Genomic DNA, 16,159 nt, shown 5'->3' on the forward strand with positions numbered 1-16,159 from the left:
GGCGAATATCTCCTTATTGAACGTGTCAGTTATAAATAACTGTAAAAGTAGACGCTGAGTTAGCCTGGCCGGCAGTGATCGATGCCTGAGTCTGTATATAACGTGCGCCAAACTCCAGATTATTTACCGTCGTGCCAGCAGCTAAAGGATACTGCTTTGAAGGCGTATATAAACTGACGGGCTGCTCGGAAGAATCAACCAGCTGAATCGCCACGCCAGTTGCCGTCGTCGCACCCGGGGTCAAGGCCAGCGTGGTGTTATTATCCGCATCTGGCGTACCGCCGAAGTTGATGGCTGCCGACGTGACCGTTTCCGGGCAGTTTTTTAACTGAATATCAAATTTCGTTAAGGTGCTGGTAGAGCCTGCGCCGGTAAACGCTGTTTTGGAGACTTTGCCCAGCGCAACATTCAGCGGACTGCTTAAGCCGTTAACCACCTGACAGGCGGAATCGATAATTTCACCTGTGAAGTTAATTTGCCCTTCACCGGTGGATGCTGCGAAAGAAGATGCAGAGCATCCCAAAGCGGCAGCAATGAATATACCTAAAGTGACTTTTTTCATATTTAAACCTGTATGTTTCTCCTTTCGACATCTGCATCCCGCATTATTCGAAGTTATGTCTCAACTACTCACCGCCGACTATTTAATCAGAAAATTCAGGCCGGGAAAGGTCCCGCGCGGCTTCCTAATAATCCAATTAATTCTTGCAAAATAATTTTTCTTACTAAAACAATTGATTATAAAAACCCGCAGGGTGGGCAAAAAAACTAACAGCGGAGTCATCATCAGGGCTATATTGTTGATAACCTGCTGTAAGGAGAAATGTCGTGGATTATCGTAAAATTATCAAAGAGGTAGGCAGAGGCAAAAACCATGCCCGCGATCTGGACCATGAAACCGCGCGTGCGCTTTATACCCGCATGCTTAACGGCGAGGTACCGGAGCTGGAGCTGGGCGGTATTCTTATTGCGCTGCGTATTAAAGGCGAAGGTGAAGCGGAGATGCGCGGCTTCTATGACGCCATGCAGGCGCAAACGCTGCGCTTAACGCCGCCGGTGGCTAAACCGATGCCGATTGTGATCCCGAGCTATAACGGCGCGCGCAAGCAGGCAAACTTAACCCCGCTGCTCGCTATCCTGTTACACAAGCTGGGGTTCCCGGTGGTGGTGCACGGCGTTAGCGAAGATCCCACCCGCGTGCTGACGGAGACCATTTTCGGGATGCTGGGCATCGAGCCAACGCGTCATGCCGGCCAGGCGCAGGCGAAGCTGGATGGTCATCAGCCTGTTTATATCCCGGTCGGCACGCTCTGCCCGCCGCTGGAAAAGCAGCTCGATATGCGCTGGTGCATGGGCGTGCGCAACAGCGCACACACGCTGGCGAAACTGGCCACGCCGTTTGGTGAAGATGCCGCCCTGCGTCTTTCCAGCGTCTCGCACCCGGAATACGTGGCGCGCGTGGGGCAGTTCTTTGAGGCAATTGGCGCAAGGGCGTTGCTGATGCACGGAACGGAAGGAGAGGTTTATGCGAACCCGCAGCGCTGCCCGCAGGTGATGCTGATTGATTCTGCAGGCACGCGCGCCATTCTTGAGCGCGGGGAAGAGAATACCGGTGTGATACTGCCTGAGGCAAAAGATCCCCATACTACAGCCCACTGGATTGAGCAGTGCCTTGCCGGAAATGTTCCTGTTCCGCATTCGATCAAGCTGCAGATGGCCTGCTGTTTGCTGGCGACCGGAGAAGTGGAATCCGTTCAGGCCGGGCTTGAACGCGTGGCGCAGGCGTTTTAGACAAAAAAAAGCCCGTCCAGTGGCGGACGGGCAAGCAAGGGTAACAACAACAGGGTCAATGAGGGTGGAGCAGCTCACCAGAGGGTATGGCGAGGGTACAGCATTCGTTCAGTCGATTATTTGTAGATAACCGCGGTACCGCTCAGCTTGTTATTGCCGTTAGCGGAGGTAATGGTGTATCCGCTTGCACCGGCAGCAGCGGCTTTCTCAGCCAGTTTGGCTTCCAGGCCGTCCAGAGTGGTTGCGCCATCAGCACTCACCACACCGACTTTGTTCATGTTCTGTGCCTGAGTAGAAGAGACAGGCTCTACGGCGAAAGCGCCGAAAGACAGAGCGGACAGGGCAACAGCAGCTACAGCATATTTGATGGTTTTCATAATTAATCTCTCGCAGGTGTTTCTGTTAAGGGGACGATGTTCCGTCGATGTGATAAGTATCACGGTTTTTTGCGAGTGATAAAATCGAAGAGAATTGACGTGGTTGCTCAAAAAAATTGAATGACAAATAACTTATTGAATATTAATAAATTCAAAGCACCCCTTTACACTTCTTGCGGATGCGCTTTACAGAAGCGATACGAAGGGCACGTTTTGCTACGCGTCTGGCTAAAAACCGTGAGCGTAAAGGAACGTGCAGGCTCGGTTAGCCTGGGTAAAGCAAAGTCAACGTAACTGGCTGTCTTTCGAACCTCTGCGATTATATCCCGAGTGTGATGCATTTTTTGAATCTTTATGCTGCTGGCAGGCAATGCAAAGCCGCACGCCGGGAATGGCTTTTCGGCGCGCCTCCGGAATAGGTTCTCCGCATTCTTCGCATTCCGTTAAGCTTTCGCCGCGCGGAATTTCACCGCGGGCACGCGCAACCGCATCTTCAATTGTACTGTTGATCTGTTCGTTAACAGCGTCGTCATTTGCCCAGCCGGAAGCCATAGCGTCCTCCTGAAATCGGTTTAGGCCATACGTTTACTATGGGGTTAAAAAATGAACAATCAAGGCGAAGGGAGAAGAGAACTGCACCCGTTGGGCAGATGCAGTCTTGTGGAAGAGACAGCTTATTTATAAATGGTCGCAGTGCCGTACATATGGTTATCTCCGCCAGCGGAGTTCACCACGAATCCTTTTGCACCTTCCTGACGGGCTTTTTCGGCGAGCTTAGCCTGCAGATCGTCAAGGTTGCTGGCACGGCTTACCGAAACGGTGCCCGCAGGGCGTAGCTGGCTGGTGTCAGTACTCTGGGTCAGCGACTGGACGGCCATGGCAGAGAAGGACGCGGTCGCGAGGGCGGCTGCGATAACAGCAAGGGTCAGGTACTTTTTCATAATCACATCCTCATGAGGAAACAACAGGTGATTCCCTTTAAGTTTAGAAGCCTGACGAGTGTGACTTAGCGCAAATATTTGATGATGATCTGCTTATTTTTTGAACGATATAAATTGACAATTCGCTGACGGATCATAGACATAAAGGTGTTTGATTTATGGCTATTTTTTGAACGCCGCAGAGAAAGATTTACCGTTGGGCCAGCAAAGGGTATCTTACGCCGCTGTTTAAAGGAGAATGCCATGACTGCCCAAAAGCCGGGATTGCACCCGCGAAATCGCCACCGCAGCCGCTACGACATGAACGCGTTATGCCTGAGCTGCCCGTCGCTGCAGGACTATCTTGTTCAGACCCCAGCGGGTGAGCCCTCGGTTAACTTTGCCGACCCGCAGGCGGTTAAAATGCTGAACAAAGCCCTGCTGGCGCATTTTTACGGTGTGGCTCACTGGGATATTCCGGAAGGCTTTCTCTGTCCACCCGTGCCGGGCCGAGCGGATTACGTTCATCACCTTGCCGACCTTCTTGCCGAAGGCAATGAGGGTGTCGTTCCACAGCAGGCCACCATTCTGGATATTGGCACCGGGGCGAATCTGATTTACCCGTTGATCGGCGCGCATGAATATCAGTGGCGCTTTACCGGAAGCGAAATCGGTGACGAGGCCTTTGCCAGCGCTCAGGCGATTATCAGCGCTAACCCGGGATTAAGCCGCGCTATTCGCCTGCGTCGTCAGAAAGACGCGGCGTCGATATTCAACGGCATTATTCACAAAAACGAAAGCTATGACGCCACGATGTGCAACCCGCCGTTCCATGATTCGGCGGCATCGGCCCGTGCGGGCAGCGAGCGCAAGCGCCGTAACCTGGGTCAGGCTGAAGATGCCGCGCTGAACTTCGGCGGACAGCAGCAGGAGCTCTGGTGTGACGGGGGCGAAGTGGCGTTTATCCTGCGCATGATTGCGGAAAGTAAACAGTTTGGCCGTCAGGTGAAGTGGTTCACGACGCTGGTTTCCCGCGGGGATAACCTGCCGCCGCTCTACCGCGCGCTGACCGAAGCGGGCGCCGTAAAAGTGGTGAAAAAAGAGATGGCGCAGGGCCAGAAACAGAGCCGGTTTATCGCCTGGACGTTTATGGACAATAACAAACGTCGCAAATAGCACCCTGTCGTAGGCCGGGTGAGGCGAAGCCGCCACCCGGCTCGGTTACAGCGTCGGCTCCTGCGGCGGGAGCGGCGATGCGGGGGGCGGCAATACCTGATACGTCTGCACGGGCATCCGCACGTTCGCCATATCGAAGTGTTTTTTCACCATGCTGTCGAGGGCAAAGCGCACCGTCCACTGCTTCAGCGGCTGGGTGGTGAACGACACGCGCAGGGTAAACGCCGTGTTCGTCAGCCCGACGATGCCGGCAAATGACGGCTCTCCGATCACCAGCCCGCGAATATCCTCCATCTGCATCAGTTCTTCTACCGCATCGCGCAGCGCCTGCTTCGCTTTGTCCGCATCCTCGTGGCGATCCACATCATAGTTCGCCACAACGGAACCAATCCCGCGCACAAAGTTGGCGAAGGTGGTGATCGAAGACCAGGGGATGATGTGGTAGGCCCCGGTGTCCTGACGCACGCCAACCGAACGGATGGACATCCTCTCCACGGTGCCGGTTAACGGTCCGATGGTCACCAGATCGCCCGTGTTCATCCCGTTCTCAAACTGAATGAAGATGCCGGTAATAATATCCTTCACCAGCGTTTGTGAGCCGAAGGAGATGGCCAGCCCCAGGGCACCGGCACCCGCCAGCAGCGGGGCAATATTCACGCCGATTTCTGACAGCACGATCATGATGGTGATGGTGCTGATAATCACCGCCAGCGCGTTGCGGAACAGGGTTAACAGCGTTCTTGCCCGCGCGCTGGGCAGGGGTCTGCCGTGAATATCCGATACCAGGCGGTTCTCAATAAGGCTCGCCAGCAGCGTCCAGCCGACGGCGGAGAAGATGAGAATCAGCGCGATGCGAATCAGGATGTCGACCGTTTTTTCACCCGCACCGTTGTGCAGCCAGTTCCAGAAATCAAACAGGCTCCACGCATTCAGAAGCAGCATAATCGCCACGCAGACGGTGAGAATGCGCGCCACTTTGAGCGATACCGACATCCAGCCGTTTACCCGCTTTTGCAGTTCCGGGTAATTACGCTGCACCTGCGGCGACAGGGTGATGGTTTTTGAAATCCAGCGCGACAGCAGCCCCGACACAAAGGCCGCGATGCCGATAATGGCCAGGCTTTTGAACGTCGCCCCCATCATAAATTTCAGGCTATTGCCCGGGTCAAACAGCGAGAAGAAGCACAGCACGATGAAGTAAGCGCTTGCCAGCCAGTGCCACACCAGAGCGAACGCGCGAATAAAGAGGCTAAAGAACGAGAGGGAGCGATCGGCCAGATTCAGCAGGCTTTGGGTAATGGTTTTTTTATTGTGGAAGATCAGATACAGCGACCAGACGGTAATGCAGATCATGATTAGGACGTTTGCCAGCGCGCCAAACTGGACGTTCACCTGATTGGAGATGATCGGCACGGCAACCAGCAGGCCGTAGCCAATCAGCCCGCTGAGCACGCTCAGACGCAGCGCCCAGTACTTCGCGCTCGCATCCCGAATGGAGAAAGGCCGCAGCTCCGGCACGTGCGGACAAAAGAGTAACCGCAGCAGCGCCTTGAAGAACTCAATCAGGGCAAAGGCATTCAGGAAAAGCGACTGCTGGAAGGCGATGGTTTTGTTGCCTGCATTCAGCCTGTCGGCCAGCATCTGGCCTAAAAACAGCGTCAACGCCAGCAGCAGTAAATCGATGATAAACGCTGAGGCTATCATCAACGGCAGGTGCAGCCAGCTGCTTTTATGCTGATTCTTCCTGCGTCCCCATTGCCCCATTTTGCGGTACAGCGGCCACGCGCACAGGCGCACCAGCCAGTAAAAAAGAAATACCGCACCCGCCAGCATCAGGAACTGCGTGGCGGCGGCGGTAAACGTTTGCGGGTTAAATGCCTTATGCGGCGAGCCAATCAGGTTGCGGTACAGCTGAGCGAAGCGTGATGAGAGCGCTTCCCCATAGTGGCGGCTCACGTCGGTGACGTTTTCCAGCACCGTTTTTTGCTCCTCAACCTGCGGAGGGGTGAGGGTTGGCACCGACTCCTGCGGCGGCGTGGCGGCGGCTTTGCGCAGCTGGCCAATGAGCTCCTGCCGGGAGGTATCGTTTTCAAGGACGTCGGCAAGCGCACCGTAGGCGGCTTTTTTCTGTTCAACATCGGGTTCCGGAGGCGGCGTATTTTGCCGGGTCGCAGGGGTTCCGGTGGTCACGCCGGGGATCGCGACGGCGAACGAAGGCGCACTAAACAGGCTAATCAACAGCAGCAGGATCCACGGCACGGCGTCCTCCGGTGAAAATGTCGAACAAAATGATAAGTATAGAAGTCGGGGCGAGGAGGGGGATTTTTGGGAACAATCTGGCGTAAAAAAGCCGGGCAAGCCCGGCTTAGCGTAAAGCGATGGATCAGGAGACGTGCTGCAGGAACTCCTGCAAACGCTGGCTCGGCGGGTTCGCAATCAAGTCCTGCGGGTTACCGTCTTCCGCGATACGGCCTTTATCAATAAAGATCAGGCGGGACGCCACTTTTTCGGCAAAGCCGATTTCGTGGGTTACGATAACCATCGTCATCCCTTCTTCCGCCAGATCCTGCATGACTTTGAGCACCTCGTGGCGCAGCTCCGGGTCGAGTGCGGACGTAGGCTCATCAAACAGCATCATTTTCGGTTTGACCGCCAGGGCGCGGGCAATCGCCACACGCTGCTGTTGACCGCCGGACAGCTCGGAAGGGAAGTGGTGCGCACGTTCTGCCAGACCGACTTTCGCCAGCAGATCTTTTGCCAGCGCTTCCGCCGCCGCTTTGCTGGCACCGCGCACGCGCAGCGGGCCAAACATCACGTTTTCCAGCGCCGTGAGGTGCGGGAACAGGTAGAACTGCTGGAACACCATGCCCGCTTCCTGACGAATCAGACGGTCGTCCACTTTCGGGTCGTTTACCTTCAGGCCGTCGACGATCAGATCGCCGCTGGTGATCTCTTCCAGCTTGTTGATGCAGCGCAGCAGGGTGGATTTACCGGAGCCGGATGGCCCAATAATCACCACCACTTCACCCTGTTTGATGTTCAGATCGATATTGTGCAGCACCTGGGTTGGGCCAAAGTGCTTGGAAACGTTTTTAAATTCAATCACAGGATTTTCATCCTTCTTTCAAGACGACGCAGAACGAAGCTCAGAACCAGAGTAATGATCAGGTAGACAACGGCTACCGCACTCCAGATTTCCAGCGCGCGGAAGTTGCCAGCAATGATCTCCTGCCCCTGGCGGGTCAGCTCTGCCACGCCGATAACAATGAACAGCGACGTATCTTTAATGCTGATGATCCACTGGTTACCGAGCGGCGGCAGCATGCGACGCAGCGCCAGCGGCAGAATAACGTGGCGGATCGTTTCGCGACGAGAAAGACCTAGCGCCAGACCGGCTTCACTGAAACCTTTATGAATCGACAGCACCGCACCGCGGGTGATTTCCGCAATGTAGGCGCCTGAGTTGATCATAATGGTGACGACGGCTGCGCTGAACGGGTCGATGCGCAGGTCGGTGAACGCCATAGGCAGGGCGAAGTAGATGAACATGACCTGCACGACAATAGGCGTGCCGCGGATCACTTCGATGAAAACCAGTGCGATATGGTTTGCGATCCAGCCGCCGTAGGTGCGGGCGAAACCGGCGACAAGACCGATAATCAACCCACCAACCAGACCCAGGACCGAAATCCACAGGGTCATTTTAGCGCCTTCAAGCAAGAGTGGAATGGCAGGCCAGATGGCGCTCCAGTCAAACTGCATGATAATTTCCTGTTACTGTTACCGTGTTTCAAAAATAGCAGGGGCGAAAGGTCGCCCCCGAGTGAACGTCATTTTTACGTCTTATTATTTAGGCTCGGTACCGAACCATTTTTTGTAGATTTCGTTATAGGTGCCGTTCTCTTTCAGCGTTTTCAGCGCGCCGTTAACTTTCGTGCGCAGGTCGTCGCTGCCTTTCGGGAACGCGATACCGTACTGCTGTGCTTCCAGAGACTCGCCAACGGCTTTGAACTTGCCGTTACCGGCTGTCTTAATGAAGTACAGGATGTTAGGCGTGTCGTGCAGAACAGCGTCAGCACGGCTGGTGCCGAGTTCCATGTACGCGTTGTCGATGTTCGGGAACTGACGCAGGTCTTTGGTTTTGATATTTGCTTTCGCGTAATCAACAGAACCGGTGCCGCTCTTCACTGCCACCACTTTGCCGTCGAGATCTTTCACGCTTTTTACGTCGTTATTATCGGCTTTGACCATGACCAGCAGGCCGCTTTTGTAGTAGCCGTCAGAGAAGTCGATCGCTTTTTTACGTTCATCGGTAATGGTGATGCCTGCCAGCGCCAGATCAACGTTTTTGGTTTGCAGTGCCGGGATGATGCCGCTGAAGTCCATAGGCTTCAGGGTGTAATCCAGCTTGAGTTCTTTTGCGACAGCGGCCCACAGATCCACATCAAAACCAACGTATTTATCACCCTGTTTGAATTCAAACGGAACGAACGCCGTGTCGGTCGCCACAACCAGTTTGTCGGCAGCCTGAGAGGACACTGCAAAAGCCAGGGTAAGTGCAGCCAGTGAAACTTTTAATACAGACTTCATAGCATTTCCTTTTATATCCACGGGGCGATCCCCTGCGAGAACAGGTGGCACAATGAAAAAATCGTGCCAACTTTACAAGCTATTGTTTTGCAAAGGGGATGATGTCATGCATTGCACAATAAATGGGGCAATGAGGCTTTATTGCACCAAAGTGGAGCACCGTTTTGGTGCGCTTCGTTTGGCTCAACTGACGGGGAGATATTTAGCGTAAATTCTGACGAAAAAACAATCTTCCGTTAACGGTTGTGTGAGGTGATTATTACATTTCGTTCACTTTTGCAGGTGTGCAGACAAAAACTGTGCACCATAGATGTGCAAAACCCTCACCGGAGGGCGAGGGTTTGATAGAAAATTCGTATGAATTATTCGATGTTAGATTCGATAAACCACAGGAACTGGTCCAGGTCGCGGGAGGCGGCAGTGAAAATGTCTGCGGTATCTTCGTCTTTGGCTTCGCCGATCGCTTTGCGCACGTCATTGGCCACAATCGCGTAGCGGTCCGCCAGCTCTTTCAGGTGATCCTGAACGGTATGGATATCCAGCGGATAACTCTTCAGTGGCGTTTTGCTGTTGATCACCTGCGTGGTACCCAGCGCCACGCCGCCTAACTGAACGGCACGTTCAGCCATCGTATCGAGGTGGGTCACCAGTGCTGTGCGGAAGCCATCCAGCATTTCATGAACGGCAATAAAATTTGCACCGCGCATATTCCAGTGGGCCTGTTTGGTGATCAGCGAAAGATCGATGAACTGGATCACCTGGCGATTCAGCAACTCAATGGTCGCCTTTTTGTCGCTATCCGATACATCGTTACGGGTATAAAGCAGATTAGACGCTTTCGTTTTCACCAGTTTAGCGGTACTCATAATCTCATATCCTCTTGATGTTTATGTCCCAGGTAATTACGGAACTAAGTATAGCACCGGATTTTTTCTCTGCGGTTTGGCTGTGCCTATCGGTTTAATAGCGAGAAGTGGCTTGTGAATTTAATTCATTGAAATAAATTGGTATTTTTAAAATTGATACAGATCAATCTTAATTGCTGGATGGGGATGTAAACGCAGAGGGATATTTCGAAAATAGAACAAAGTGTGTAAGAAATTATAACGTATGTCTTTCTGGCCTTTATTCTGCATGGCGTGGAAGCCATGCAGAATATATGGCCTTAGCTGATATCCACTTTCTCAACTTTAGGTTCCGGGCGCATGGTGAGCGTCGAGCCCATTGATGCCGCGATAATCGAGCAGAGCGCCAGCGTCTGGGTCAATGTCAGGGTTTCGCCGAGAAACACCATTCCGGAAATGGCGGCTAGCGCAGGCTCCATGCTCATCAGGGTGCCAAATATACGCGTCGGCAGACGCGTAAGGGCAATCATCTCCAGAGAGTAGGGGAGTGCGGTAGAGAGAATCGCGACCGCCAGCCCGATGGGCATGACGGACCATTGCCAGATAGATTCGGTCGCCTGCGCCATGCCGATAGGCACGAAGACGATGGCTGCGATCAGGGAACCTAACGCGACGGTCGCCGGACCGTGCTCTTCTCCTGCACGCTGGCCCGTAAGTATATAGACGGCCCAGCAGGCGCCAGCACCCAGCGCCAGGGCTGCGCCCGTCAGATCAATCTCAGCGACGCTCTGGCCCAGCGGCAGCAGGAACCATAAGCCCAGAACGGCTAACACGACCCAGATAAAATCGACCGGACGTCGCGAGGAGAAAAGCGCCACCGCCAGCGGGCCGGTAAACTCCAGCGCGACGGCGATCCCCAGCGGTATCGTCTGAATAGAGAGGTAGAACAGATAGTTCATTGCCCCGAGGGAAAGTCCATAAAACAGCAGGGGTAAACGCTGCTCCTTTTTGAAGCGCAGACGCCAGGGTTTGAAAATGACCACCAGTATCGCCGTGCCCAGCACGATACGCAGGGCAGTCACGCCTGGCGCACCTACCAGCGGGAAAAGTGATTTTGCCAGCGAAGCACCGCTTTGAATGGACAACATGGCAATAAGTATGACTGCCACCGGCAACCAGACCGACGACGTGCGGGATAACCCAGGCATCCTTTCTCCTGTCAGCTTATGTCAAATGAGGTAAAGGTTGCAGTGTAAAGGAAATAAGCGGCAACGGTTGAGGCGCTGTTGAAAAAAAACCGTGTCAAATCCGTAAAATGGTTAAGCGCTGGTGGATTTATCGCCTGATAGATTAGGAATAATCTGGATGAATGTAACGGCGCGTACGCGCAATATGCGCATTTAGTAGTGAAAATTGCATGTGATTTGAAAGAGATAGCTGATGCTGGAAACGTTCTGTTACAGGAAAGTTTTCATTAGACATCACGAATCACAAAGAGTTTCGCAAATTTTTTTGATATATTTAAAACTTACGGACTTACTTGAAGCACATTTGAGGTGGTTATGAAAAAAATTGCATGTCTTTCAGCACTGGCCGCTGTACTGGCTGTTTCCGCAGGTACCGCTGTAGCTGCTACTTCTACTGTTACTGGTGGTTACGCTCAGAGCGACTATCAGGGCGTGATGAACAAAGCTAACGGTTTCAACCTGAAGTATCGCTACGAGCAGGATAACAACCCACTGGGCGTGATCGGTTCTTTCACCTATACCGAGAAAGATCGTTCTGAAAACGGCGCATACAACAAAGGCCAGTACTACGGTATCACCGCTGGTCCAGCTTACCGTCTGAATGACTGGGCGAGCATCTACGGTGTTGTAGGTGTTGGCTACGGTAAATTCCAGCAGACTGAAAACCAGAGCGAAAGCCGCACTGCAAGCAACAGCGACTATGGCTTCTCCTATGGCGCAGGCCTGCAGTTCAACCCAATCCAGGACGTTGCTCTGGACTTCTCCTATGAGCAGAGCCGTATCCGCAACGTTGACGTTGGCACCTGGATCGCGGGCGTAGGTTACCGCTTCTAATCACTCCGGTGAGCTAATAAAAAATCCGCCCAATGTGGCGGATTTTTTTTGTCTTTTTCCCTCACCCCGTGGGCTGAGGTATTCCCGGTAATTTTTTTAACCTGAAGCGATGAATGTTGCGTCAGGAAAATGAATGGTTTACAGCGATGCTCTGGTCCGGCTGTAAATCGCCGAAGCGTTTCCGTAAGGCCGGGGCGAGGCGCACGGATGCGCCGAGAGGGCGTGGCCTGCAGGGATGCAGGCTCATGCCCGACCCGATAGCCTGAAGGAATAAGCTGAGGGCACCGCGAAGCGGCGATTTACCGCCGGGAGCCCGGGTCGCCAGGGTGGTGGCGATTGAGCCACCCTGGCACGTTCACAAGCCATGTCGTTAAAGAGTAGCAAGGAACATAAAGTGAACGGAATGACCACAAGAGCCATATGTTCCCCCTCACCCCAGCCCTCTCCCTCAAGGGAGAGGGAGCCGACTGTGCTGATATTATTTTGTGGGGATCCCTCAGCCCACAGGGTGAGGGTAATCAGACCGCTACTTACTCTTAATATCGAAAATATCCGTACCCAGATGGTTGTAGTCAACTTTCTGTAACTTGAAGTTGGTAACGTACACTGGGGGAGCTTTCTTGTTAGAGACAAACGGGTAAGCCGTTTTTATCTGCTCGGCTGTAATCCCCGTCCACTGCGAGAAGAACTGCAGGAAATCATTTGCCGAACGGCGCGCTTTAATCACGCGATGCGTTTTATCGTCGCTCGACAGCACCATAAACGGCACCTGGAAGTTCTGCTGGAACTTGTCATCGTGCGCCAGGTACTGCACCTCTTTACCACGCTCTTTAAACGCCAGCCCGTGATCCGAGAAATAGACCATGGAGAAGCTGTCGCCCGTATTGCGCAGCTGATCGTACAGCTTGCTCAGCAGCTCATCGGTTTGCGTCATGGTGTAGAGATAGCAAGAGGTCTCTTTGGACTGCACGAACTCCGCGTACTTCCCGCCGGTCCGATCGCAGGCCTGCGGGTGCGACCCCATCAGGTGCAGGACGATCAGCTGAGGCTGGGTGCGCGGGGTGGCGAAGACCTGTGCCGTCATTTTCAACAGCGCTTCGTCTTTGGTGTTTTTGTCGGCTTCAAAGTCGCCGTTCTTCAGGAACTGCACTTCGTCGGCACGTTTGGCGATACTGGCGATGGCCGTATCGTATTCGCCAATTTGCCCCTGATTGGAGAACCACCAGGTCTGATAACCCGCGCGGTTTGCCAGGGTGACAAAATTATCCTGATACTGGGGTTTGCCGTCGACGACACGGTTTAGGGTCAGGCCGAGCGATTTCTGCGTCGAGCCGCTGGCCGCGACATAATCGGTAAACAGCGTGCCTTTAACCGAACTGGCAAACGGTGTGTTATCCCAGTGTCCGCCGAAGGCTCCCATGGCATCGCGACGGGCACTTTCGCCAATCACCACCACATAGGTGTGATATTTTGGCTTAACGGCCAGCACGTTCCAGGTGTCTTTCATATTGGAAAGCTCAGCCATGCGCGCCTGCTCGTCGAGAACCTCTTTATTATTGACAACGACGTCCTTCACGAAGCGGAAAACCGGATAGCCGATATTGGTGAGCCTTAGCTTACCGTCCCAGGGAATATTCTGGATGGGGGCGACAAACGCCACGGCAACGCTGAACACCAGACAGAGTATTTCGATCTTACCCCAGGGTTTTTTCTCGCCCGGCTGACGGCGGATGGCGATAACGCCCAGCGCGAAGATAAAGATCCCGACCACGTAGCTGTACCACGGGAAGATCGTCAGGATCTCCGTTGACTCTTCCATATTGGTCGAGTGCAGCGCCAGCAGGGTATTAAAGTTTGGCGCGCCGTAAGCCTGGCCAAACGGGAAATAGAGTGCAGCGACCAGCGAGCAGATCCCGATTAACGCTTTTTGCACGCGCGGTGCGGATCGCCACAGCACATGCAAAACGCAGGTGAACGCCACCGCGTAGAGCAAACTAAAGGGATAACCCAGCGCAAAGTTAATCAGTAATGACTGCAAAAAGTAAAAACCCGTCCACGGGCTTAAGGCCCGGCTGCGGGTCACAACGGTATCTATCAGGGTTACATTCATAGGTCACTATCATGGATGAAAACGCCATGTGCTCACCCTGGCGTCAAGGGTCATAACCTGCCTGACAGTGCGTGGAGAGGGAATGAGGGTCCGCTTCAGCGAGCCGCAAATTGTGCAGGGCTGCAAGAAGATAGTGCGAGCGCTAAATAATATCAACAGTTGCTAAGCAGATGTTTTGCGAAGGGGATTGCAAATCCGTAAAAAAGCTCGGGAATAAGGCGGCTGGAAGCCAGTTTACAGCGAGATTGTGACGGGAAAATGAAGCGGCGTACCGCAACGCCGCTTAGTGGGAAGGTTTGTCGTCCTGATGCGGTTTGGTGTTAAACATATCGCACAGCATGTTCAACAGCATTAAGCGCACTTTAAAGGGAGAGTGGGTAAACACGGTCATGCACCTCTTGAATTCGTTCATAAGACCTCCTGAGTTTTAATCCCTTCGATCCGTGAAGGGTGACTGCATTACATACAGATATAGCACAGGCTATATTGTATAGCTATGGCTATTTCGTTAATTTTTTGTGCTTGCGGAGCTATGGTTTACAATGTGCGCTCTCGAATCCGGGCGCTGGAAGCGTCACCCCACTGAGGAAGTACAATGAACCGTCGCGCAGGTCATCCGACAATGAGGAAAACGACGCAACTGGTGAATGTTGAAGAACATGTCGAAGGTTTTCGCCAGGTCCGTGAAGCGCACCGGCGTGAACTGATTGATGATTATGTTGAACTCATTTCCGATCTGATTCGTGAGGTCGGTGAAGCGCGCCAGGTCGATATGGCCGCCCGGCTGGGGGTTTCACAGCCAACTGTCGCTAAAATGTTAAAACGCCTGGCTTCCGTGGGCTTAATTGAAATGATCCCCTGGCGCGGTGTTTTTCTGACGCCGGAAGGGGAGAAACTCGCGCAGGAGAGCCGCGAGCGCCATCAGCTTGTCGAGAATTTTTTACTGGTGCTGGGCGTCAGCCCGGAGATCGCCCGCCGGGATGCGGAAGGTATGGAACACCACGTCAGCGAAGAGACGCTGGTGAAGTTTCGCGAATTTACCCTTAAATATGGTCCCTCCGCTGAATGAAAATCCCCGGACTGCAGGCCCTGGCACGCGATCGTTTCTTCCATCTCTTATTAATCATTGGCGCAGGGTTAAGCCTCTTTGTGCCGTTTGCGCCACACGCCTGGCCCGCCGCAATTGACTGGCGCACCATCATTACCCTGAGCGGCTTGATGATGCTCACCAAAGGGGTCGAGCTGAGCGGCTATTTTGACGTTCTGGGCCGTAAAATGGTGCGCCGCTTCGCCACCGAGCGCAGGCTGTCCCTGTTTATGGTGTTCTCCGCCGCGGTGCTGTCGACGTTTCTGACCAACGATGTGGCGCTGTTTATCATCGTACCCCTCACGCTCACGCTGCGTAAGCTGTGCGAGATCCCCGTCAGCCGGCTGATCATCTTTGAAGCGCTGGCCGTCAATGCGGGCTCGCTTCTGACGCCAATCGGCAACCCGCAAAATATCCTTCTGTGGGGACGGTCCGGGCTGTCGTTCGCCGCCTTTACCTGGCAGATGGCCCCTCTGGCGCTGGTGATGATGCTGTCGCTGATGGCGGTGTGCTGGTTTGCGTTTCCGGATAAAAAGCTGCAGTACCACAGCGGCACAACCGGCCCGCAGTGGCAGCCGCGCCTGGTGTGGAGCTGTCTCGGGTTATACATCGTCTTTCTGTTCGCGCTGGAGCTGAAGTATGAGCTGGCGGGCGTCCTGCTCGTTGCCGCGGGGTTTGTCGTCCTGGCGCGTCGCGTGCTGGTGAGCGTGGACTGGACGCTGCTGCTGGTCTTTATGGCGATGTTTATAGATGTGCATCTCCTTATCCAGCTTCCGGTGTTGCAGAACGTTCTGCACAGCGTCAGCACGCTGTCTCAGCCGGGACTGTGGCTGACGGCGATTGGCCTGTCGCAGTTTATCAGCAACGTACCGTCCACCATTCTGCTGCTCAACTATGTTCCGCCCGATACGCTTCTGGCCTGGGCGGTGAACATCGGCGGGTTTGGGCTGCTGCCCGGCTCGCTGGCAAACCTGATTGCGCTGCGCATGGCCAATGACCGTCGTATCTGGTGGCGTTTCCACGTCTGGTCGATTCCGATGCTGGTTTGGGCCGCGGCGATCGGTTTCGGAATATTCCTTCTCATATAGTGCGCAATTTGTCAGTTTTTCCTGGCAAACGTATAGCAACGTCCTAGCTTTAGTGAACGGCATAGTGTGATGCCGCTCACTGACAGGACCGTTG

The 16,159-nt window shown here is 53.9% G+C and carries 17 protein-coding genes; 5 read left to right on the plus strand and 12 right to left on the minus strand.

The genetic code is table 11. The features are described from left to right. Positions 1-25 precede the first annotated feature (25 nt). Positions 26-562, minus strand: coding sequence for a fimbrial protein (locus QMN93_RS06410; protein ID WP_029739812.1), 537 nt, complete (start codon positions 560-562; stop codon positions 26-28). Positions 563-828: 266 nt separating this feature from the next. Between QMN93_RS06410 and ybiB the strand changes: the two genes are divergently transcribed. Further along, positions 829-1,791: a DNA-binding protein YbiB gene (ybiB, locus tag QMN93_RS06415; protein WP_193138952.1), complete on the plus strand. Its 963-nt coding sequence runs from the start codon at positions 829-831 to the stop codon at positions 1,789-1,791. 116 nt (positions 1,792-1,907) lie between these two features. Here the strand turns inward: ybiB and ybiJ are convergent, their stop codons facing one another. The 3 genes from ybiJ to mcbA all read right to left on the minus strand — a co-directional run bounded on the left by ybiJ (position 1,908) and on the right by mcbA (position 3,109). After that, on the minus strand, positions 1,908-2,168 hold the full coding sequence (gene ybiJ, locus QMN93_RS06420) for a DUF1471 family protein YbiJ (RefSeq protein ID WP_023310874.1): 261 nt from the start codon (positions 2,166-2,168) through the stop codon (positions 1,908-1,910). A gap of 285 nt (positions 2,169-2,453) precedes the next feature. After that, positions 2,454-2,720 (minus strand): DksA/TraR family C4-type zinc finger protein, encoded by a 267-nt coding sequence (locus tag QMN93_RS06425; protein WP_039261413.1) that lies wholly within the window; start codon positions 2,718-2,720, stop codon positions 2,454-2,456. Positions 2,721-2,842: 122 nt separating this feature from the next. Then, positions 2,843-3,109: a DUF1471 family periplasmic protein McbA gene (mcbA, locus tag QMN93_RS06430; protein WP_032661263.1), complete on the minus strand. Its 267-nt coding sequence runs from the start codon at positions 3,107-3,109 to the stop codon at positions 2,843-2,845. Between the two features lie 243 nt (positions 3,110-3,352). On the opposite strand from mcbA, the gene rlmF reads away from it, so the two are divergent. Beyond that, a complete protein-coding gene (gene rlmF / locus QMN93_RS06435; RefSeq protein ID WP_064672135.1) occupies positions 3,353-4,264 on the plus strand; it encodes a 23S rRNA (adenine(1618)-N(6))-methyltransferase RlmF in 912 nt (303 codons plus the stop codon). Between the two features lie 45 nt (positions 4,265-4,309). On the opposite strand, the gene ybiO is transcribed toward rlmF, so the two are convergent. From ybiO to rhtA, 6 genes are all read right to left on the minus strand, one after another. Next, positions 4,310-6,523: a mechanosensitive channel protein gene (gene ybiO / locus QMN93_RS06440; protein WP_193138953.1), complete on the minus strand. Its 2,214-nt coding sequence runs from the start codon at positions 6,521-6,523 to the stop codon at positions 4,310-4,312. A gap of 124 nt (positions 6,524-6,647) precedes the next feature. Further along, entirely contained in the window at positions 6,648-7,370 is a 723-nt protein-coding gene (glnQ, locus tag QMN93_RS06445; RefSeq protein ID WP_087822220.1) for a glutamine ABC transporter ATP-binding protein GlnQ, read from the minus strand. Then, positions 7,367-8,026 carry a glutamine ABC transporter permease GlnP gene (glnP, locus tag QMN93_RS06450; protein ID WP_003858462.1) on the minus strand — a complete coding sequence of 220 codons (660 nt, stop codon included), beginning with the start codon at positions 8,024-8,026 and terminating at the stop codon, positions 7,367-7,369. The genes glnQ and glnP overlap by 4 nt, the downstream gene beginning before the upstream one ends. Before the next feature lie 84 nt (positions 8,027-8,110). Further along, positions 8,111-8,854: a glutamine ABC transporter substrate-binding protein GlnH gene (gene glnH / locus QMN93_RS06455; protein WP_033144999.1), complete on the minus strand. Its 744-nt coding sequence runs from the start codon at positions 8,852-8,854 to the stop codon at positions 8,111-8,113. 362 nt (positions 8,855-9,216) lie between these two features. Next, positions 9,217-9,720, minus strand: a complete 504-nt coding sequence (dps, locus tag QMN93_RS06460; protein WP_010428924.1) for a DNA starvation/stationary phase protection protein Dps — start codon at positions 9,718-9,720, stop codon at positions 9,217-9,219. 299 nt (positions 9,721-10,019) lie between these two features. Beyond that, positions 10,020-10,907 carry a threonine/homoserine exporter RhtA gene (gene rhtA, locus QMN93_RS06465; RefSeq protein ID WP_023334998.1) on the minus strand — a complete coding sequence of 296 codons (888 nt, stop codon included), beginning with the start codon at positions 10,905-10,907 and terminating at the stop codon, positions 10,020-10,022. Between the two features lie 354 nt (positions 10,908-11,261). Between rhtA and ompX the strand changes: the two genes are divergently transcribed. Beyond that, positions 11,262-11,780 carry an outer membrane protein OmpX gene (ompX, locus tag QMN93_RS06470; protein WP_023310884.1) on the plus strand — a complete coding sequence of 173 codons (519 nt, stop codon included), beginning with the start codon at positions 11,262-11,264 and terminating at the stop codon, positions 11,778-11,780. A 526-nt stretch (positions 11,781-12,306) separates the two neighbouring features. On the opposite strand, the gene QMN93_RS06475 is transcribed toward ompX, so the two are convergent. Together QMN93_RS06475 and mntS are read right to left on the minus strand one after the other, a co-directional pair. Then, positions 12,307-13,890: a phosphoethanolamine transferase gene (locus QMN93_RS06475; RefSeq protein WP_064672137.1), complete on the minus strand. Its 1,584-nt coding sequence runs from the start codon at positions 13,888-13,890 to the stop codon at positions 12,307-12,309. Between the two features lie 283 nt (positions 13,891-14,173). Next, positions 14,174-14,302, minus strand: coding sequence for a manganase accumulation protein MntS (gene mntS / locus QMN93_RS06480; RefSeq protein WP_045887583.1), 129 nt, complete (start codon positions 14,300-14,302; stop codon positions 14,174-14,176). Between the two features lie 183 nt (positions 14,303-14,485). On the opposite strand from mntS, the gene mntR reads away from it, so the two are divergent. Continuing rightward, positions 14,486-14,959: a manganese-binding transcriptional regulator MntR gene (gene mntR, locus QMN93_RS06485; protein WP_023310887.1), complete on the plus strand. Its 474-nt coding sequence runs from the start codon at positions 14,486-14,488 to the stop codon at positions 14,957-14,959. After that, the gene (locus tag QMN93_RS06490) at positions 14,956-16,065 is read left to right on the plus strand and encodes an anion transporter (RefSeq protein WP_039261429.1); all 1,110 of its coding nucleotides are present in this window, start codon (positions 14,956-14,958) and stop codon (positions 16,063-16,065) included. Before mntR ends, QMN93_RS06490 begins: the two co-directional genes overlap by 4 nt. The last annotated feature ends 94 nt before the right edge of the window (positions 16,066-16,159 follow it).

It is taken from the genome of Enterobacter sp. R-1.6.2 (genome assembly GCF_035064085.1).
In the GTDB taxonomy this organism is placed as follows: Bacteria; Pseudomonadota; Gammaproteobacteria; order Enterobacterales; family Enterobacteriaceae; genus Enterobacter; species Enterobacter asburiae_B.